Annotated in this window: 14 protein-coding genes; 3 read left to right on the top strand and 11 right to left on the bottom strand. The window is 49.4% G+C overall.

Annotation, left to right across the window (positions count from 1 at the left end; genetic code table 11):
- Positions 1-107: 107 nt before the first annotated feature.
- Positions 108-2,810, top strand: coding sequence for a DUF5686 and carboxypeptidase regulatory-like domain-containing protein (locus ACYVK4_RS27805; RefSeq protein ID WP_461130844.1), 2,703 nt, complete (start codon positions 108-110; stop codon positions 2,808-2,810).
- 251 nt (positions 2,811-3,061) lie between these two features.
- Positions 3,062-3,577 (top strand): MOSC domain-containing protein, encoded by a 516-nt coding sequence (locus tag ACYVK4_RS27810; RefSeq protein ID WP_461130845.1) that lies wholly within the window; start codon positions 3,062-3,064, stop codon positions 3,575-3,577.
- 20 nt (positions 3,578-3,597) lie between these two features.
- Here the strand turns inward: ACYVK4_RS27810 and ACYVK4_RS27815 are convergent, their stop codons facing one another.
- The 7 genes from ACYVK4_RS27815 to ACYVK4_RS27845 form a co-directional block, all read right to left on the bottom strand.
- Entirely contained in the window at positions 3,598-4,377 is a 780-nt protein-coding gene (locus ACYVK4_RS27815) for a hypothetical protein (protein ID WP_461130846.1), read from the bottom strand.
- Between the two features lie 95 nt (positions 4,378-4,472).
- Positions 4,473-5,135: an HAD family hydrolase gene (locus tag ACYVK4_RS27820; RefSeq protein ID WP_461130847.1), complete on the bottom strand. Its 663-nt coding sequence runs from the start codon at positions 5,133-5,135 to the stop codon at positions 4,473-4,475.
- Between the two features lie 128 nt (positions 5,136-5,263).
- Positions 5,264-7,681 (bottom strand): endonuclease MutS2, encoded by a 2,418-nt coding sequence (locus tag ACYVK4_RS27825; protein ID WP_461130873.1) that lies wholly within the window; start codon positions 7,679-7,681, stop codon positions 5,264-5,266.
- Between the two features lie 101 nt (positions 7,682-7,782).
- Entirely contained in the window at positions 7,783-8,991 is a 1,209-nt protein-coding gene (locus ACYVK4_RS27830; protein ID WP_461130874.1) for an AGE family epimerase/isomerase, read from the bottom strand.
- 101 nt (positions 8,992-9,092) lie between these two features.
- The gene (locus tag ACYVK4_RS27835; protein ID WP_461130848.1) at positions 9,093-9,353 is read right to left on the bottom strand and encodes a hypothetical protein; all 261 of its coding nucleotides are present in this window, start codon (positions 9,351-9,353) and stop codon (positions 9,093-9,095) included.
- Between the two features lie 121 nt (positions 9,354-9,474).
- Positions 9,475-11,223 carry a RagB/SusD family nutrient uptake outer membrane protein gene (locus tag ACYVK4_RS27840; protein WP_461130849.1) on the bottom strand — a complete coding sequence of 583 codons (1,749 nt, stop codon included), beginning with the start codon at positions 11,221-11,223 and terminating at the stop codon, positions 9,475-9,477.
- A gap of 13 nt (positions 11,224-11,236) precedes the next feature.
- Positions 11,237-14,488 (bottom strand): SusC/RagA family TonB-linked outer membrane protein, encoded by a 3,252-nt coding sequence (locus tag ACYVK4_RS27845; RefSeq protein ID WP_461130850.1) that lies wholly within the window; start codon positions 14,486-14,488, stop codon positions 11,237-11,239.
- A gap of 291 nt (positions 14,489-14,779) precedes the next feature.
- On the opposite strand from ACYVK4_RS27845, the gene ACYVK4_RS27850 reads away from it, so the two are divergent.
- On the top strand, positions 14,780-16,456 hold the full coding sequence (locus tag ACYVK4_RS27850; protein ID WP_461130851.1) for an NFACT RNA binding domain-containing protein: 1,677 nt from the start codon (positions 14,780-14,782) through the stop codon (positions 16,454-16,456).
- Between the two features lie 189 nt (positions 16,457-16,645).
- Here the strand turns inward: ACYVK4_RS27850 and ACYVK4_RS27855 are convergent, their stop codons facing one another.
- The 4 genes from ACYVK4_RS27855 to ACYVK4_RS27870 all read right to left on the bottom strand — a co-directional run bounded on the left by ACYVK4_RS27855 (position 16,646) and on the right by ACYVK4_RS27870 (position 20,517).
- A complete protein-coding gene (locus ACYVK4_RS27855) occupies positions 16,646-17,860 on the bottom strand; it encodes a glycosyltransferase family 1 protein (protein ID WP_461130852.1) in 1,215 nt (404 codons plus the stop codon).
- A 173-nt stretch (positions 17,861-18,033) separates the two neighbouring features.
- Positions 18,034-18,162, bottom strand: coding sequence for a hypothetical protein (locus tag ACYVK4_RS27860; protein ID WP_461130853.1), 129 nt, complete (start codon positions 18,160-18,162; stop codon positions 18,034-18,036).
- Between the two features lie 46 nt (positions 18,163-18,208).
- Positions 18,209-18,514, bottom strand: coding sequence for a VOC family protein (locus ACYVK4_RS27865; RefSeq protein ID WP_461130854.1), 306 nt, complete (start codon positions 18,512-18,514; stop codon positions 18,209-18,211).
- The gene (locus ACYVK4_RS27870) at positions 18,511-20,517 is read right to left on the bottom strand and encodes a M1 family aminopeptidase (RefSeq protein WP_461130855.1); all 2,007 of its coding nucleotides are present in this window, start codon (positions 20,515-20,517) and stop codon (positions 18,511-18,513) included. The genes ACYVK4_RS27865 and ACYVK4_RS27870 overlap by 4 nt, the downstream gene beginning before the upstream one ends.
- Positions 20,518-20,555 lie beyond the last annotated feature (38 nt).

The raw sequence follows: 20,555 nt of genomic DNA on the forward strand, positions 1-20,555 counted from the left end.
GGATAGCCATTTATCCGGTTGTCAATGAAAATTCATTATCTGTAGAAAAAATAGCGACAACCCTTCGTTTAACGAGTACTTTCGTACACTTGTCAACACATGCCTGCATGAAGTCTATACTACTTTTAGTCATTACCTGCCTGTATTCGCTTTCCATTACTGCTCAAACGGCTACCACGGGCCTGCGGGGTACCATTAAAAATGCGCAGGGGGAAGTGCTTCCTTTTGCAGCTGTCATTATAAAAGGGACCGCAAAAGGAACCATAACCAATGCTGAAGGCCGCTATGAAATCGCGCTGGATCCGGGTAAATACGATATCATTTTTCAATATCTGGGCTTCCAGACAATACAAAAACCTGTTGAGATTAGTACGGGTTTCGTTACCTTGGATGCTACTCTGGAAGAACAGGCACTCCGGCTAGCCGAGGTGCAGACCAAAGCCGGAAATGAAGATCCGGCTTACACGATTATGCGCCGGGCCATTGCCAAAAGCCGGTTTCATCAGTTGCAGGTACAGCGTTTCAAAGCGCGGGTGTATACGAAATCATCCTTTACCGTCATTGACCTGCCGAACCTGGCCGAAATGGCGTTTCGAAAACAACTGAAAGAAGCCGAAAAGGAAGCCAACTTTAAAGTAGGGGTGCCGTTGCTCAATGAAACTGTGGCCGAAGTGACCTTCAGTCAACCCAATACGTATCGGCAGCGCATCATTGCCAACCGAAATTCGCAGGGCGATTTCCTCAGTCCGAACCAGTTTTATAACGCCAGTTTCTACAGCCCTACCATTGCCGGAGCGGTTTCCCCCTTATCGCCGAAGGCCTTTGCCTATTATAAATTCGAGTACAAAGGTACGTTTCGGGAGCCGGGCGGGGTAGAGGTGAGCAAGATTCAGGTGATTCCCCGGCAGTATGGCGAGGGCGTTTTTCGGGGAACTATCTACATTCTGGAAAACACCTGGGCCATTCATAGCCTGCAACTGGAGACGGTGAATAACATTGGCGTGTCAATTGCGGTGCGTCACATTTGTACCCCGATTCAGGGCGTCTGGATGCCAACCAATCAGCGGTATGAGGGCAAAGGGTCGTACTTGGGCGTCAAAGCGACGGGCTACTACATCCGAAACCTGACCTTCAGCGAGTTCGTGGTCAATCCCGCTTTCATTGAAGATATTGAAGTCGCCGACGAGAAGAAAGCGCCACCCACCCAGACTTTGTCCAAAGGCGAAATTAAGGGCCGTAACCTGGATGAGCTTGTGAAGAAGCAGAAGGAGTTCTCGACCAAAAACCTGCGTCAGATGGTTAAAGAATACGAAAAGCAGGAGAAACAGGCGCGTAAAAATCGGAAAGAGGACGTAACTGTAGTGCGCGACGATTCACTGGTTGTCGACTCGCTGGCCCGCAAACGCTCCAATGTGTTCTGGGATTCACTGCGCTCGGTGCCGCTGACAACGGCTGAAATCAAGAGCTACCGAAAAGCCGATAGCCTGGGTTTGGTCAAAGAAATAAAAGTGCTTACTAAGGCAGATAGTCTTAAGCGGGATAGCCTCGCGTCAGCGAAAAAGAAAAAGTCGCCCAACAAGTTTTCACCAGGTCAGCTATTGAGTGGCCATACCTGGCGGCTTACCAAACAGAGTTCGCTGATTTACACTAGTCCGCTGGAGCGTATCGAATACAATACCGTTGAAGGATACACGGTGGAAGGAGCCTTGAATTTGCGTTACCGGGCTAAAGTCGATTCAGTCAATCGGTTCCGACAGATTCCGCTGGGGGAGTGGAATATTGGCGGCACCGGGCGGTATCAGTTTGGCCGGAAGGGGTTTGTTGGCTATGGACTGGGCAGTTATCAGTACAAGAGCACGAAACTGAGTGTATCGGGCGGGCGCTATCTGTATCAGTACAACCCGGATAACCCGATTAGCCCTTTCCTGAATACGCTGACAACATTGGTCTTTGAGCAGAATTTCGCGAAACTCTACCAAAAGGATTTCCTGAATCTGACCGTGACGGCCTCCCCGTTCAAAGACCGGGTGTCGTTGACGGGTAGTCTGGAATACGCCCATCGTTCCGAACTGGCCAACTACCGGGAAGACCTCAAGCCATGGATTAACTGGCGGGAACGGACGTTTACAGCCAACCGCCCGGATAATTCGGAGGTAGAAACGACCGCCTTTCCCATGCACAATGCGCTACTGCTGAACCTGACTGCCTCGGCGAAACTGGGTGCTACGCAATACACCATCCGCAACGGTCGGCGGATTGCCCGGCGAGATAACGATGCGCCCTTGCTGACGCTCAATTATCGGAAAGGCATGCAGGATGTTGACTACGACTTTCTGCAGGCCAGTATCAGCCATTCGTTCGAGACCGGTATTCGGAGCCGGTTGAACTACAAACTCAGTGCAGGCTCGTTTTTGAACGACAGGCGGGTATATTTTCCGGATTTCAAACATTTCGAAGGAAACCAGTTTTTCTTTCAGCAGGGCGATGTGGCATCGACTTACCGGTTGCTTCCATATTACCAGTATAGCACCGCGAAGCGCTTTGCCGAAGCCCACGTGCTGGCCGAGTTTCGTAAGTTTTTCGTGACGCAGCTTACGTTGGTTCGGCTGTTGGGTTTGAAAGAGAACCTGTTCGTGCATTATCTCTATACACCGGCATCAAAAAACTATACTGAAGTCGGTTATGGTCTGGACGGCCTGATTCCGCAGGTGCTGCCGTTCTTCCGGGTCGAAGTTATTTCACAGTGGCAGGACGCCAAATATCAGGGATTGGGCTTCCGGATTGGCACAACGCTGAAGTTCGGACGGTAGGGCGCTGGTAGAGAACGGCCACCCCCGGGCAAGAAAAATTCACATCCGTGACTATTGATATTTGGGGGATTACCCCGAAAAATACGTCAGGGGCAGATAACTCACGGTCCGCCAGCGGCCATTTGGCAAAGGTGGATAAGAAGTCGTTGAGCGAAAAGAGCAAATTGTGAGCCAGGGATTTTTAACTGTCCAACGCTGTTGGTAGTATACAGGCTATGAGTCGCGTGTCAGCTCTAGCTGGAGGCAAAATCATGGTAATTACACAAATCAAACGAATCCCGGTTTTGGACAATATCAAAGACTTATTCAACGTATTTCCGCGGGCTGGCCGCATCGAGTGGATTGGCATTCGGCCTATACGACGCGAACCTGTAGCGGTTGTCGATTCCATCGAAGTCACTGAAAAAAAAGGCATTTTGGGCGATCATTACAGCGGGCAAAGCGGCAATCGTCATGTCACGCTGATTCAGGCGGAACACTTGCCTGTTGTGGCCTCGCTGACGGGGCGTGATGTGCTCGATCCGGCTTTGGTTCGCCGGAATATCGTTGTTTCGGGATTGAACCTGCTGGCCCTAAAGGACCAGAAAATTCAGATTGGTAATGCGATTCTTCAGATTACGGGGCAATGTCATCCCTGCTCCAAAATGGAAACGGCTCTGGGCGCTGGTGGTTACAATGCCATGCGGGGACACGGCGGTATGACCGCCAAAGTTCTAACGGGTGGGGAGATACGCGTAGGAGACGATGTTATTGTTATCCAGCCCTGAGGAAAGCGAGTGTTCCGGGCTTAGGGCTGCTTCGGTGCCGGAGTCGCAGGATCGGCCGATATACGGCTTGGGCGATTGAACCCCTGGCCATACCGGTTGCGTAACTGCTGAATGGTATTGATCAGATCGTAATCTTCGGCTTTGAGCAAAAACTCATCGTCTAAGTCACAGAAGTCGTAAAAACGATCTACCTCATCGGGCTTTAAGGTTGTCGACTGCTCTACCAGAAGCCGGAATCGCTCCATGGCTAAGGCATGTCGGCGGTCCTGCTGCATAATGTAGTACGCTTTCCGGTCGGATTTGGGCCGTTTGGCGAATAACTCATACAATAAAGTTACCCCCGCCCCGTCAGCCAATCGGTCAAACGCCTGCTCGCCGGTTACTTTTTTGGAGGCTGTTGGCTCGTCGAGAACTTGCTGTATTTCGCGTTTTACTTCTTCGTAGCGTTTCCCTTTTACCGTTACTTCGGCCAGATCGACCACCCGATAGGGCATAGGGGGCAAGGCACGGGCAATAATGGTTGGATTGTCCGAACCATCGTATCGAATGCCGGTACGATTATATAGCTGACTGGTTAAGATGAGCGAATCGCCGGGTTGGACCGTCAGAAAAAAACGGCCGGCTGTATTCGTGCGAGCCCGCTGGCGCGTTCGCTGATTCACTACCGTTACTTTGTCGACGCCCCCTTTTGTTATCTGGTCGACAACCGTTCCAACCACGTATTTGCCTTGTGCCCACGCACCACCCGACCAGCCCAAGAGGCAGATTAGATAACCGGATAGCAGGAGTTTGGCAGGCATAAAAACTTAAGTTAGAAAGTCAGTAAGTCGGCAAGTCAACTTACCTGAGTTACCGACTTTTACACAAAAATACAGTTTGGTTGGATTTAATCCTGTTAAAAAACCTTAAGCAGTTTTTCCAGCCGGTCAACGGTCATAGCGGTAAAGTCATGCGCTACGTCGTCAACAAACGGCCACAGTTCATCGGGCGATTGCGTCGTGGCCATACCAACAACGGTGGCTCCTGCTGCCTTAGCGGCCTGAATACCCGTCATCGAGTCCTCGAAAATGACGCTGTCGGTGGGCTCAACGCCCAGCATACTCATCGCTTTCTGATAGATCTCGGGGTCAGGTTTCGGATGGCTAACCATACTTTCGTTGAGCAGTACATCGAAATAAGTCCGAATGCCAAGCGCATCCATAATGAAGTCAAGATTTTCGACAGGGGCCGAGGTCGCCACAGCCGTACGTATACCGGCTTCTTTTAATACCTTCAGGAAGGGAATAAGGCCCTCGATCGGCGTAATCTCATGTTGGTATAATTCCCGGAACAGGGCTTCCTTTTCGTGAGCCAGCCGTTTCGATTCGTCGGCCGTAAGGTCCTGTCCGGCAAATAGATGTTTGAGTATATCGTCGTTATGCTTTCCTGAAACATACTGCACAAAGTCTTCATCACTCAGGGTCTTGCCGTAGCGCTGGTAATAATCGCGCCAGGCAATTCGGTGATGCGGATTCGTGTCAACAATGACCCCATCCATGTCAAAAATTACAGCTTTCATCTGATAGTGGTTTTATGTAAATGAATGGACAGTGGGTAATGAATACTGAATTCTCATGAAACACGGTAATTTATCATTTTCCATTGCCAGTTATTCATTACCCATTACTCCTGTCCATTTACGTAAGCTTATTTCATCTTCACAATCGTAACCCCGGCACCGCCCCGGTCGGCGTGTTCGTCTTCCATCTTACCCACCTGCTTGTAGCCGCGCAGGTGATTACGAACGAGGGTTCGCAGAATGCCATCGCCTTTGCCGTGAACGATGCGTAGTTCCGGGTAACCAAGCATCAACGCATCATCGAAAAAACGGTCGACTTCGCCAAGGGCTTCCTCTCCGCGTTTCCCCCGAATGTCGAGGTTGAAGCTGAAGTTCTGCATCTTCTCGTTCATATCGACACCCTGGCTGCGTGGGCGATCATCCCGAACATCGGTGGCTTCTTTAAACGTCTTTTTACTTACTTTTTCGAGCCGGTTTAATTTTACGTTCGATTTGAGATCCCCAATACGAATTTCGGCGTCCTTACCCCGTATGGCCAGCACTTCGCCAATGGTGTTCTGCCCGGCAATGCGTACATAACTTCCAATGGCAATGACGCCATTGTCTTTTTCAAACTCCTCTTCGGTTTGTTTCGGGGTTTCCACGACGACGGGTTCGGGTTTCAGCTCTTTTTGCTCAAACCGTTCCAGCTCCTGCCGAACCTGTTTGGTGGGCTCTCGTTCCGCTTTGTTCTCTTTGATTTCGCGGATGGTGTTCTCAATGCGCTGGTTCGCTTCCTGAACGAGGGCTTTCGCTTTCTGCTTAGCATCGTTAACGATCTTCTTCTGATCGTTGTCGAGCCTGTTTTTCAGTGCGGTGTATTCTGCCAGTTGTTGGGCAAGTTTGCGCTGGTTGATACCGATCTCGATGTTTTTCTCCGAGAAAACGCGCTTTTCAATATCCAGTTCTTTCAGCAGCTTTTCAAAGTTTACCTGCTGAGTACCGAGTTTATCTTTGGCCCGGTCGATTACGCCTTTGGGCAGGCCAATTTTCTGCGCAATCTCAAACGCAAACGACGAGCCCGGCTGACCGATCTCTAATTTATAAAGCGGTTCCAGATGTTCACCGTCAAAACGCATGGCTCCATTAATGAGGCCCGGCGTCTTATCGGCCATTACTTTCAGGTTTGTATAGTGGGTGTTAACGACCCCATACGCACCTGATTTATTGAGGTCTTCCAGAATCGACTCGGCAATGGCACCCCCGAGGCCCGGCTCCGTACCCGTTCCGAATTCGTCGATCAGAAAAAGGGTTCGCTTGTTGGCACCGATCAGAAACTGCTTCATGGCCGTCAAGTGCGAGGAGTAGGTACTCAGGTCGTTCTCCAGCGATTGCTCATCACCGATGTCGATGAAGAGATTCTGGAAAACACCCATTTCTGAATAGTCGGCCATGGGGACAAGCAGCCCGCACTGGAGCATGTACTGAAGAAGGCCGATTGTCTTCAGCGATACCGATTTTCCACCGGCGTTAGGACCGGAAATAATGAGGATTCGGGCTTTCTCGTCCAGTTTCACACTCAATGGAACGACCGTTTTTCCCTGCTTTGAAAACGATAGGTAAAGCAGCGGGTGACGGGCATTCGTCCAGTTTACGAACGGGCGCTCGTGCAGTTTAGGCATGATGGCATCCAACTGAACCGCCAGCTTGGCCTTGGCCCGGATGAAGTCGATCTGGGCCAGAAAATTGACGGCTTTCTTCAGATCGTCGAGGTGAGGTCGGATCTGGTCGGTGAGGGCGAGCAGAATCCGGTAAATTTCGCGTCGTTCTTCGTATTCCAGTTCGCGAATTTCGTTGTTGGCATCGAATACCTCAGCGGGTTCCAGAAACACGGTTTGTCCCGTTTGGGATTCATCGTGCACAAACCCCTTGATCTTGCGTTTGTGTTCGGCGGCAATAGGAATTACCAACCGACCTCCGCGTATGGTCAGCGACAGATCATCGGGAATCCAGCCGTTTTGCCGGGCCTGCCGCAGGATGCTGTCCAGCCGTTTGCGGAGGTTGGCCTGTTCGCCAATAATGCGCCGACGGATACTCGCCAGCTCGGGCGAGGCCGAATCCCTGATGTTGCCCCGGTCATCGACAACGCGTTCGAGCGCATCCGTCAACTTTTTATCGACACCAACCGGTCCGGCCAGTTCTCGTAGAAACGGGAAATTATTATCTTCTTCCCGTTTGGATAAAAAGCGCAGACAGTCCTGAATGGTACGCAGGGCTAATTTCAGGTCGAAAAATTCAGCTTCCGTCAGGGCTAATCCTTCTACGCGGGCCCGGTTCAGATGCGGGCGTACATCGATGTAATTGCTCGTTGGGAAATCCGGCTCATATTGAACGATCTGCTTAAATTCGGTTGTTTGACGAAGCAGTTTGTCAATAAGCTGGACGTTATCAGTAAAACGAATCTTCTCAACATAATCCTGCCCCAGTGGACTGACGCATGCCTCTTTGAGTCGTTCGCGGATGGTATCGAAACCTAGTTTGTTTTCTAAGGTGTTGGGATAAAGCATTAAGTAGTAAGCACCGGTGTGCCGGAGCAGCAAAGAGTTATCTATGAGCAGGGTGTAAATGCTGTATATAGATAACAGTAGGGGAGGGCAGTGGGTTCGTTCTAGCCATGCAGATGATCGAGTCGTTCGAGCATTTCAAGGCAGGATCGGCTATTGTGGTAGGGGCATTTCCACATGCTGATTTTATCGTTCCCGACCACTTTATGATCGCCGGTAACACCCATGTACCATTCGCCATTCTGGCGGTCGAGCAGGTACTTCTTTGTGAACTCCCAGCTTTTTACTGATTTATCCAGAAACTGTTTCTCATGGGTAAGCTGGTACGCATTCATGAATCCGACCATGGCTTCGGCAAGTACCCACCATGAGCGTTCTTTATTAAGGTGACCGTCAGGCTCAAGTTCGTAGTTCATACCCCCATCTGTAGGGTCGAAACCGGTAGATGCTGCCCGCGCCATTTTTACGCCAATGTGATGAAATGCTTTCTGTAACGGCTTATCGGATGGATTTCTGGATGCCAGCAAGTCAGCGGCTTCGGGGAGTAACCAGGAAGCTTCAATGTCGTGACCATAGGAAACGGCTGTCCGCCGGACTTTCCAGTTCATATCCATAAACAGGTTCATCCGATAGGTTGTCGGGTCAATAATATGGATCTGAAACATGTGCAGCATACCACGCATTTGTTCGGCTACGGACTTATCGGGCCAGACGTGATACAAACACGTAAACGACTCCAGAATGTGGAGGTGTGTGTTCATCGTCTTTATCTCCTGATTGTCGTATTTGCTGATAATATAATCGTTAGCCGGTGACCAGTTGCGCGCGAGGGCTTCGACATACCCACCTCTCTTTGGGTCGTACGCATGTTTTACCATGTGCTGAAACACATCTTTAGCCAGAGCAAGTGCGGGTGCTGATTTGGTAGCGCGAACATACTCGCTTAGCCCGTATAGTGTAAAGGCTTGCCCGTAGAGGTGCTTGATCGTGTTTTTGGGCTGGCCGGTTGCATCCACCGACCAATACACGCCACCATACTCAGGGTCAATGAAGTACTTCTGAATGTATTGAAAAGCCTGATCGGCAATGGGGCGATAGTCTTCGTGTTGTGTGTGCCGAAGAGCGGCCGAAAACGTCCACAGGATACGCGCATTCAGCACAATACCTTTCTCTGCGTTTGGGTCAGGCTGATTTTGGTAATTGACCCGTCCATAAAAACCGCCATGTTCAGGATCGGGCGCATGGCGGGTCCAGTAAGCGAGTATGTCTTTATGTTCCTGCCGCAGTTCGGCGCGAAGTTGCTTTACGTCCATTACGATCAATGATGAATTAGGAATGATGAAGGATGGCGGGTCTGCGAACAGAGCCCGTTTGCCCTTATCATTCATAATTCATCATTCACCCTTTTCTACTGTTATTTACGGCTGCCATTCCGACTATTGCTATGACCTGAGTGGCCGTGTCCTCCGCGTTCGTCGGCAAGTTCGTTTACGCCTTTTGCTTCAACATCGTGATTCTCTTCTTCTCGCTGTACACTCTTGTCTGAATTAGACATTGACCGTTCACCCTGCGGGCGATCCTTAGCGGTGTCGTGAGCTTCGTAGTTGCGGGTTCGTTCGTGATTTGCCTGTAAATCCTTTGAACCCGGCTGGTCTGTGGTTTTGTGATTTGCCATGACTTTATCTATTTGTTGAGTAGACTTTTAACCCATGGGCGAATGAATTGTTTTAAACATAAAAGCCCGATCTGCACAGCAGATCGGGCTTTTATTAGACTTGGTTAGCTAAGTGATTGACTTAGTAACCGGGGTTTTGCTTCAGGATATCTTTGCCCTGAATATCGATTTGTGCCTGTGGAATAGGCAGATATTCATCCTGACCGGCTGTGAAGACGGCTCCTCCCAGGGCTGTTGGAAGCCTTGCCGCAGCACCTTCATACTGGAGGTATGCGTTCAGCACAGGGGCAGCAACTCCCCAACGTACGAGGTCGAAGAAACGGTGACCTTCGTCGCCCAACTCTAAACGACGCTCGAAACGAAGTGCCGTTGTCGCAGATGCTTTAGAGGCAAATACCGAAGCTGGATACTCCGTGATCACGTATTTAGCCGCTGGCGTTCCATCGGCCCGCTTTACAAAGCCATCTGGATTGGCAGCCCGCTTCCGTACCATGTTTACATAGTCACGTGCTTTTGACAATGAACCCACCTCAATTTCGGCTTCAGCAGCCATCAGCAATACGTCGGCAAAACGAATAAGGGGGAAGTTAAGCGCCGTATAGCCTGGTGTCCAAGAGCTATTGTCTTGCAGCGAACCACGGTCTGACTTGTAGTAAGTGAACTTCTTAGGTGAGTAAGGGCCACCGCTCGTTTGCAAACGAATCCAGTCGGCACCTGGGTGATCCATCCAATCGAGGTATGGAATACCACGCCGACCTACAGCATGGTCGAGTCGAGGATCGAGGTTACCAGCGTCAGGCGTGAATGGATCTTTACTCAGGATATTCATATCGTTTTTCACCTGGTTGGCACCGGTGTTGTACGAGTTATCGAGTAAAGGTAATCCATTGGCGTCAGTACGGAACGAGTTTACATACTCGAAGCTTGGCTGATTGAAGCCGCAGCAGTTTCCTGGGCCGTTCGGACCGGTGTTATAAGGGTAGTTCAGGTCGAACTCCGGGTTCGCATTGTTGACACTGCCGGTATTGGCAGCTGCCTGAATCGCGAACACTGATTCCTCGTTGTTGTCATTGGTGGCTCTGTACAGGTCAGCGTACTTGGCTACCAGACCGTATTTCTTACCGTTAGACGTTTTGCCATTGGCAATGACAAGGTCAAGCAAGGTTTTCGCATCTGTGAATTTTTTCTGATACAAATACGTCTTCGCCAATTGTGCAGCAGCAGCCCATTTATTTACCCGGCCCACCGCCGATTGTGTTTCGGGGAGGTTGTCATAGGCAAATTTAATGTCGGCTTCAATTTTTGGCCACAGATCCGTGTTATTAGGTACTTTTTCGATACCGGATCCATAATCTACCGTTTCATCAATATACGGAGCCATGTTATAGAGCCGCTTCAGATCGAAGTAGTAGAGACCGCGTAGAAAGCGTGTTTCAGCAGTGATACGGATTTTGTCGGCGGCAGATACATCGGAGCCAGCGGTAGCCAATAGCCGCAGGGTTGTATTCGCGCGGGAAATACCTTCGTATTTCCGAGCCCATGTACCGGCAACATCACCCGTTGGGATTGTCTCGAAGCGCTGGATAGGTACAAAGTTCGTACCATCGCCAAAGTCGGTGCCTTTATTGGCATCGCCACCGCGCATGCCACCCCAAACCCAGTTGGCAAACGAAGCATTCCGGTCTCCCCGGCCATTAAGCAGCGAGTAAACAGATACCAGCGAACCTTCAATGGCTGCTTTGGTATTAAGCTGGGCAACACTCAATTGCCCCGTTACGGGTACCTCCAGAAAGGTATCCTTACAGGCAACTCCCACCAGCGATATCGCTGCGGTAGAGCCAAGAATGAGAATTTGTTTTTTAAGATTCATTTGATGTTTTTGATTAGAAGCCAATGCTCAAACCGCCTGTGAACTGCCGTGTTAAGGGGTAGTTACCTACATCGATACCGAAGTTAGTATCAGCGTTACCACCTACACCTGGATCTATACCCGAGTATTTGGTAATCGTCAACAGGTTATTGGTTGAAGCAAATACCCGAACGCGCTGTAGCTTCAGGCGATTTAGAAGCGATGCTGGGAAATTATAACCGATCGAGAAGTTCTGTAACCGGAAGTACGAACCATCTTCTACGTAGTAAGAGTTCGACTGTCCATTGGTGCTAAAGTTAGCCGCCGATTCGAAAATGGGTACAGTTGCGTTTGGATTCGGATTGGTTGGTACCCACGACTCTTTCACACGGGCACTGATAGCCGCACCGGCAAATGATGGGTAGAAGTCCGTGAACCACTTCGAGACATTGAAGATTTTGTTGCCAATTGAGGTATAGGCATAGGTTTCAACATCGAAGCCTTTGTACGTAAACCGCAGGTTCAGGCCACCCGTGAATTTAGGCACCGGGCTACCCAGGAACGTCCGGTCATCAGCATCAATTTTGCCATCGCCATTAATATCGGCAAAACGGAAACGACCCGGAGCTGCACCATCCTGTTTGGGAGCAGCAGCAACTTCTTCTTTACTCTGGAACAGACCCATTGTCTGGTACCCGTAGAAGGACGAGATAGAGTAGCCCAACTGGTTCCGGATTGGGTTGATACCACGGAAACCTGGGTTTACAGTAGTCAGGTACGTCAGGCCGGGAGCCAGATAGACGATCTTATTACTTAAAACACTGGCTGTTACGTTGACTTCATAGCCTACTTCACCGCCAAGCTTTCCTCTGTTGATAATCTGAAGGTCAATACCTTTGTTTCTCATCTGCCCAATGTTTACAGATGGGGCAGCTGCGTAGTTACCAATTACGTCAGGAATCGGCACAGGAAAGAGCAAGTCTTTCGTATCTTTTTGCCAAAGGTCTAAAATAACATCCAGCTTGCCGTTGAAGAACGTACCATCTAAACCAATGTTGGTCGTAATGGAGCTCTCCCATTTGGCTGTGGGGTTACCGATACGTGACCGATAATAACCGTCTACAGTGCTGGAGTTGCTACCGTTGATGTCGTAGGCTGAGTTACCCAGGTTGGCGGTGTACAGGTTAAACTGGTTGTTTGGGTCCACGTTGTTAGAGTTACCCATGATACCATAACCACCCCGGATTTTCAGGTCGCTAACCCACGGCAGGTTTTTCATGAACTCTTCAGCCGAGATACGCCAGGCCACCGAACCAGCCGGGAACACACCATAACGGTTTTGAGCACCAAAGCGGCTTGAACCATCTCTCCGAACCAGACCTGTTACAATATATTTGTCATTGAACGAGTAGTTGGCCCGGCCAAAGAGCGAGTAGAAATTAACGCCCAGACCATAACCACTACCTACTGTACGACCCGTTGAGGATACCGTGTTCAGCGTGATGAAGTTAGGATCGAACGAAAATGGATTTTGTCCGTTACCTGAGATATTACGACCTACGCCTGTGTTAAGGGCTTCCTGGCCGACTAACAGATCGAGTTTATGCAAACCAAACTGACGCTTGTAGTTAGCGGTATTGGTAAATACATACGAGTATCCGTAGCTGGCATTTTCGTTATAGCTCGTAGCTGAGTTGTTTTCGGAGTTCTCGTACTGGATACGGCCATAACCTACACCATAGTTGTTGTTGATCTGGCCACCAAGGCTGGTACGCAGCGTCAATCCATCAATTGGCTCATATTCGGCATAGACGTTGCCAAAACCATTGATGCTGAAGTTGTTGTTGTTAGCCTGTCCCTGACGGCTGGCTACCGGGTTACGAGGGTTGTTAAAGCCTTTTGCAGCTGTACCGGCATAGCCACCAAATTCGTCATAGATCGGAATGATGGAAGGCATACGGTAGGCTAAGTTGAAGTCATTTTCATCCGCAGCAACACCCTGACCACCGGCAGCACCACCCTGACCGCGAATAGACAGATAGGTGAATTGAATGTTTTCGCCAACACGAACACGCTTCGAGAGGTTAAACTCACTATTAGCCCGGAAGGTGTAGCGTTTGAAATCATTTTCAAGCAAAATACCCTGCTGGGTTTGCGCGCTCATACCAATGTAGAAACGGCTGTTCTCGCTGCCGCCTGAAAAGCCCAGCGAATGGCGCTGAAGGGCGGCCTGACGTGTGATGGCTTTGAACCAGTCGGTGCCTTCTTTGTTAGCGCGTACTACCTGATAAATAGCACCAGCTGTAGGATCAACATTGTATTTGAGTCTTTCAGCCGCAAGGTCAACAGAACCTACAACACCGGCCCGGCCCCCAACATTGATATAATCAGGGATGACAGGAGAGCTGCCTGTGCCAAACTGCGGGTGGCTGTAAATAGGCGTGGTGCCGTTTTGGAACGCGGTGTTCCGGTACTGCTGCCAGGTCCAATCGGCGAACTCGGTTGGGTTCAGGTTGTTAGGGCCTTTACCCGGATCCGTTACACCATATTGGCCATCATAACTAATGCTCAGGCGCTTAGCCGTCTTCGACCCTTTTTTCGTGGTGTAAACAATTACACCGTTAGCGGCACGTGCTCCATAAATAGAGGCCGAAGCTGCGTCTTTCAGTACCGTCGTGGTCTCAATGTCGTCAGGAGCCAAAAAGTTAGTAGAACTAACAGGTACACCATCAACTACGTACAAAGGCTCGTTACCACCAAAGGCACCAAATCCACGAATCCGCACCTGACTAGCCGTTCCGGGTTGTCCATTTGTGATAACTGTTAAACCAGAAACGCGGCCCTGTAGCTGTTGCTCAACGTTACCTGAAGGTACGGCGGTTAGCGCACGGGCTTTCACCGTCGAAACGGCGCCTGTATTGTCGCGCTTACTGTCCGTAGTATAACCCGTTACGATTACCTCGTTCAGCGCAGTCGCATCGTCTTCGAGCTTTAAGCTAATGGAAGTGCGGTTGCCAACAGTGATTTCCTGGGTTTTAAAGCCAATGGCCGATACGACCAGTACTGGGTTGGCTCCCCGGATATTCAGCGAGAAATCGCCGTTCGCATCTGTCGCAGTACCGGTTTGTGTTCCTTTCAGAACAACGTTGGCACCGGGTACTGCGCCATCGGTACCCGTAATTTTACCCGTCACACGACGGTCTTGGGCAGTGGCTGTTAGGCCCCAGAGCAGTAATACTGCGCCCAGAAAAGCGGTCTGCAGAAACCTGTAGAACAATGCTTTCATGAAGATTAGGTTGGTTTTATATTTAGTTAAACGCATCAATATTATGTCGATTAAATTATATTTCAAAAAGAAATCTTAATAATTATACTATGTATACAATGATAAAAGATTATTAAATAATGAAATAGTTATATTTTTTCGAAAGTTAAATGATTGTTAATCAACAAGTTAACTTTTCGTATATTGCATAAAAATCAATTTAATTATAAAATTTATGAGTATAATTTACATATCATTAACTGCATATTAACTAGGCAGTCTAAGTGATTCCTGACGTACTTTTGAGCTATTATGCATACTAACTATTACTTCCTGAAGCAGCTGGCACCCGCTCTGGAATTACATCTATTAAGTAGTTATACCCAGAATTCTGTAGAGACGAATGAGTATGCCCCGGGACTTCGTTTTATGGAATGCTTCAGCCAGGATCGTGATGAAGTCGTTTTGATCTTTGCTCAGGCTAAAGGGAAAATCAATTATTACAGGCCATTCTACATCAAAGCGACACTCCGCCCCGACTTTTCCGGTTTACTCTTCCCCGAGACGGTACAGCGTGCCCGGACAAATAGTGTAAATCTGTTTGATACTGTACTGGACGAGGATGGCAATGGTCGGGTAGTTACTGGTGTGCGGTCGTTTTTGAACGAACGATGTCTGGCTATCAGCCTGGAGGGTGATTTGACGCTGGTCTTTAAATTTTTTGGTAACCGACCCAATTTACTGGCTTTTCGTGGCAATGAGGTAATTGACCTGTTTAACCGTCAGCTGGCAACCGATGAAGCACTTCAGCTGGACAGTTTTGATCGGCCCATCAACCAGTCGTTTGACGCCTTCAAACAAGCACATTTCGACCGGCGAAAGGTTTTTCCAACGTTTGGCAAAGTGGTGAACAGATGGATCGACGAACGGCTGCTTGAGAGGGGTATTGAGAAAGGAAGAGAAGCTGAATGGCCAGTTATTCAGGAAGCATTGCATCAACTAGACCAACCGCATTATTACCTATTGCAGCTGGATCACAAGCCAACACTGAGTTTATTACCCTTTGCTGACTCACCGGAACAACCGCCACAACGGAAATTTACGGATCCCATTGAAGCCACGAACCGGTTTTTTATTGCGTTTAATGGGCTATCAACGTTCGAGCTGGAAAAGTCCAATCTTCTGCGATTGATAGAAAAACGCCGAAAACGAGCCGAAGCCCAGATTGACATATCGCTACAGCGGCTTATGATGCGGGACGAGGGGGCCAGCCATGAAGAAATTGGCCATATCATTATGGCTAATCTACACGAGATCCCGTCCAGCCCCGGTCTTAAGTCACCTGAACGGTTATCCCTATACGATTTCTATCGCGATCAACCTATCGACATCAAGCTCAAGTCTGATCTAAGCCCTCAGAAGAACGCTGAAAATTATTACCGGAAAGCTAAAAATGAGAAAATTGAAGAGCAGCACCTGAGCGACCAGATCGCTGCCCGGGAAGCTGAGTTGGTTCGGATAAGTCAGCAGAAAGTAGACTTGGAAGCAATTAAATCCCTGAAAGAGCTGCGTAGATACATTAAACAGCACAATTTACTGGGAGAAGATGTGCTGGCCAGCACGGGTGAAGTGGCTGCCTTGTTTAAAGAGGTTATTCATGAAGGCTTCCGTATATTAATAGGTCGGAATGCGAAAAATAATGACCTGCTCACCCAACGATACACTTACAAAGATGACCTCTGGCTCCACGCCCGCGATGTGTCGGGCTCGCATGTAATCATTAAGTACCAGGCAGGAAAAACGTTTCCTAAAACTGTTATCGAACGGGCAGCTGAATTGGCTGCATGGTACTCCAAACGACGGACAGATAGTTTATGCCCGGTTATCGTAACCCCTAAAAAATACGTTCGTAAACCAAAAGGCCTGGCTGAAGGCCAGGTCTTAGTCGAGAAAGAGGATGTTGTCATGGTCGCTCCGAGAGGGGAGTGAAAGAGTCGGTAAGTCAGTAAGTCGGTAAGTCAGTAAGTCGGTAAGTCAGTAAGTCGGTAAGTCAGTAAGTCAGTAAGTCAGTAAGTCAGTAAGTCAGTAAGTCAGTCAGTAGCTGACGCACGAGTGTTGGTTTTGCGCCAGCCACTTACTGACTTACCGACTTACTGACTTACTGACTTACCGACTCTTTTACTGCTCCACCATTACACTCATTTGTGCTTTCATCAGGCGGTTCATCTCGTTCCAGGTGTGATCCCAGGAGTTTTCGTTCAGGAATGCGTCAATGTCTGACCAGCTGCCTGAGTTGCGGGAAGCTAAAGCTTGTTCAATTGCTTTCTCAAACGCCTGTGCCGTATCAGCAATCTGCACAAAATCTTTCGACCCGTACATGCGAATAACATCCCGGATTGGCGTTGATACAACGGGCAGGCCAGCTGCCAGATATTCTGGCGTTTTTGTTGGACTAATAAAACGCGTTGAATCGTTCAGAGCAAAGGGTAGTATGGCTGCGTCCCAGTTGCTGAAATAAGCCGGTAGATCTTTATACGCTTTCATGCCCAGATAGTGAACATTGGCGTTCTTTGGAAGTAAAGCCTGATCAATTTTTACAATGGGCCCCAGTAAGATAAACTGCCACTCCGGACGGCGTTGCGCTAGCTCTCCCAGAAGTTGGTAGTCGAATCGCTCATCGATCACACCACTAAAACCAATTCGGGGGTTTGGCAGCGACCGTTGATCAGCCGGGTCTGGCTGCGGCTGCCGGGCCAGGGAAAAATGGGCAAAGTCAATGCTGCTTGGAAATGCAAACACGTGCGGGTGACGATTGCGCTTGGCCTCATACAGGCTATAGCCCCCTGTGAACATAACGCCCGCCCGTTGAATCAATCGCTTTTCCTGATCCAGTAATTGGGCAGGGGCGCCCCAAAAGGCAGACAATTCATCCATGCAGTCATATACGGTCAGCGCTGGTTGTAAATGGTCGCTGAACAAGAGAGCCATGGGTGTATAGTACCAGGCAATAAAAGAATTTATACGTTCAGTGGCTATAAACTCATCGAGAAGCTGCCGCTGAAGGCCAAGGGCTTCCTCAGGACTTGTACCATGAGGCAAATGGGGTACGAGCACCGTGAGACGATCGGTTTGCTGACAACGGCTCATGTGCAGGCTATCTCCCCAGATAGGTTCTTCAATAAACCAAACTCTATAATTCTTGGCAGCACGCCCCAGTAAATGTTGCGGACGTTGGTATACAAAGTTCCAGCGTAAATGCGAGAAGCAAATCAAATCGGCGACATCGCTTAATGTTGAATCGAATACCGACTTATGAGAGTAGGTAGATAGAGTAGATTGTGTTGATAAAGTGGCATTCTTGCCTACGCTGTGCGTTGAGTCTGGTACTTTCATAAAGCTAGAAGGGAATTGTATAAGAGTGGCCTGATCAACTAGTGAACAGGCTGGTAAGTCCTACTAACCAAACCAAACCAGCCAGTAAATGTTAGGCCACTACTGGTTTTTTGAGGTAGTGGCTTAGTGAAAAGTTACTACCTCAAAAAAGCTTAACTAATTCTTGAAATGGCTCAATTTGCCGTCAATTGTTTCTTGTCCTCATCCAATTCAAAGAGATACCCATCCATGTCAGAGAAGTAAATCTGAACGATACCATCGAAACGAACTTGTCGGTGATAGGGTAAGTTCTTTGTTTTCAAGTACTGTTCAGCTTTATTGATGTCTTCGACAAACAAGGCAGAATGGCTACCGTTTTTGTCGTGTGTGCTGTTCGCTTTGTCCATCCAGCAAGTGAATTTGCCGGCCGTTTTCCAGATCAAACCAGGCCCGAATCGCTTTCAGATTTTCGGGTATAGGAATGGACCTCAGGCCAATCACATCCCGGTAAAAAGCCGCGCTTGTCGGCACATCCTTAACATGAATTGATAGATGATTGTGGCGGGTAACGCCAATATCCTGTCCGAAAACGGTGTCACAGAAGAGTACAGGAACAATAAACAGGATGAGAGCTACTACTTTTTTATATGTAGAAAAGCGCTCAATAGCGCTCAATGCACTACAACTATCCGGCTCTGCTGGCCGTCTTTTGTTTCGAGCGTCACGGTGTAGCGCCCGGCTGGCAAACCCCGCAGGCTAAACGTTCGGGTATGATCGCCCGCCGGAAGTGTTGGCTCCTGAATGGTCTTGACACGCTGACCCAGTAGGTTGGTCAATGATAATCCCGCCGATCCACGGGTCGACATAGAAAAATCAACGAGAAGTGTTTCTGAGGTTGGATTTGGGTATACGCGTAGGTTACCCAGGGCGGGTTCCGTAATGGCCGTTACAACAGCCGAAGTCGACAGCGTAACGGATTCTACCGTTTTCAGAATCCAGTTGTTCGGGTCAATCACTAAGCCGGTCACAGCTCCCCGCGTGGGTAAGGTGAACGTCTGATCGGCCTGATCATTCAGGATCGTGACCGTCGTATCGCCAGCCGCTGATTGTACCCGCATCTGGATGGGCATGGTAAATGAACCAGGGTTGGTGGCGATTGTGTTTCGCTGTTCCAGCCTTACCGTTGCTGTATTAGCCGCAGCTCCCGGCGATACCGTTGCTTTATAGGTTGGGTAGCCTTCGCCATAAATCCACTCCTTAAAGAAATAGGCCAGATTCTTGCCTGAAACCTGCTCGGCTACGGCCTGAAAATCTTCAGTTATCGCTGTCTGATAAGCGAGGGCTGGCGTAGCGGCATAGGTGCGCAGGGTGCGGTAAAAGGTGCTGTCGCCCACCACGCCCCGAAGCATATGCAAAACCGTTGCCCCCTTGGCGTAGGTACGACTGGAGTTAAAAATGTTATTGACATTACTGATGTCCTGTACATAAATGGAGCCTCGGGCATTACGGGCGCTGGCCATAAAGCTGTTCATGGTTGTTCGGTACCCTGCCTGACCATTGGCAAACTCAGTATAAACGGCTTCGGCATAGGAAGCGAAGCCTTCGTTGAGCCAGATATTTTGCCAATCGCGACAGGTAATTTTATCGCCAAACCATTGATGAGCCAGTTCGTGAGCAATTACGGCAGGGGTAAAGGCGCGGGCTTCCATGGAGGAAATTGTTTGATGCTCCATGCCACCGTTGTTGGCCGCAAACTGAGCATGGCCGTACTTCTCCCGCAAAAACGGATAAGGCCCAAATCGATTCGTAAACAGTTGAAGAAGGGTAGGGGTCAGGGTAAGATTGGCCTGCACCTGCGGTAATGTTTCGGGGTAAATGTAATGTGTGACAGGCATGGTCTGATTGCCAGATGTGAACGGCGTGTCGTACTGCGAATAGTTCGATACGGCGATGGAAATCAGGTATTGGGCAATGGGGTAACTGTTGCGCCACAGGAAGGTGCGGGTACCGTCGGCATTGGTCGTGGTGCTGATAAGCTTTCCATTGGAAACAGACACCAGCTGGGCAGGAGCCGTAATACGAACCGATGATGAATCGGCTTTATCGGCAGGTGTATCCCGGCACGGAAACCAGTCGGGTGCGCCATAGGGCTCACTTAAACTCCAGATAACCGGATCGGTGGTCGTGTCATGTCGATCGAATTTAAAACTGCCCTGGGCACTGCTGTTCGGAACACCCTGGTAAAATACCGTCAGCGTGAAGGCTTGCCCGTTGGCCAGTGGTTGGGGAGGGGTAATCGTCAGTTTGTTCTGGGCATGTTGAAAGGCAAGCTTCTGGTTGCCGGTTTTTACCGAGTCAACCCGGAGTCCTTCGCCTGTGGTGGCCGACGTTGAATTCAAGTCCAGAAAGAAACTGGAAAGGGCGGATGTGGTGCTCTTGAGCGTAAGGGTAGCCGCTCCCTTCAGGCTGGCCGGTGTTGTGGTCAGGCACAGGTCGAGGCCATAATAGGTAACATCGATGGAGGCATCGCCGGGGTAGGCCAGTCTGGCTTTGGGGTTCGCTGCCACCCGATCTAGGTACCGGATTTTTCCTATCTGACAAAACACTCCGCCATCAGTATTATCCTGGGCCCTGGCAAAGAGGGGCAAAAAAAACAGAAGAAGGTATTGAACACGCATGAGCCTGGCTTTTTGACTATAACCACATTTACCGTAGT

It is taken from the genome of Spirosoma aerophilum, assembly GCF_054782495.1.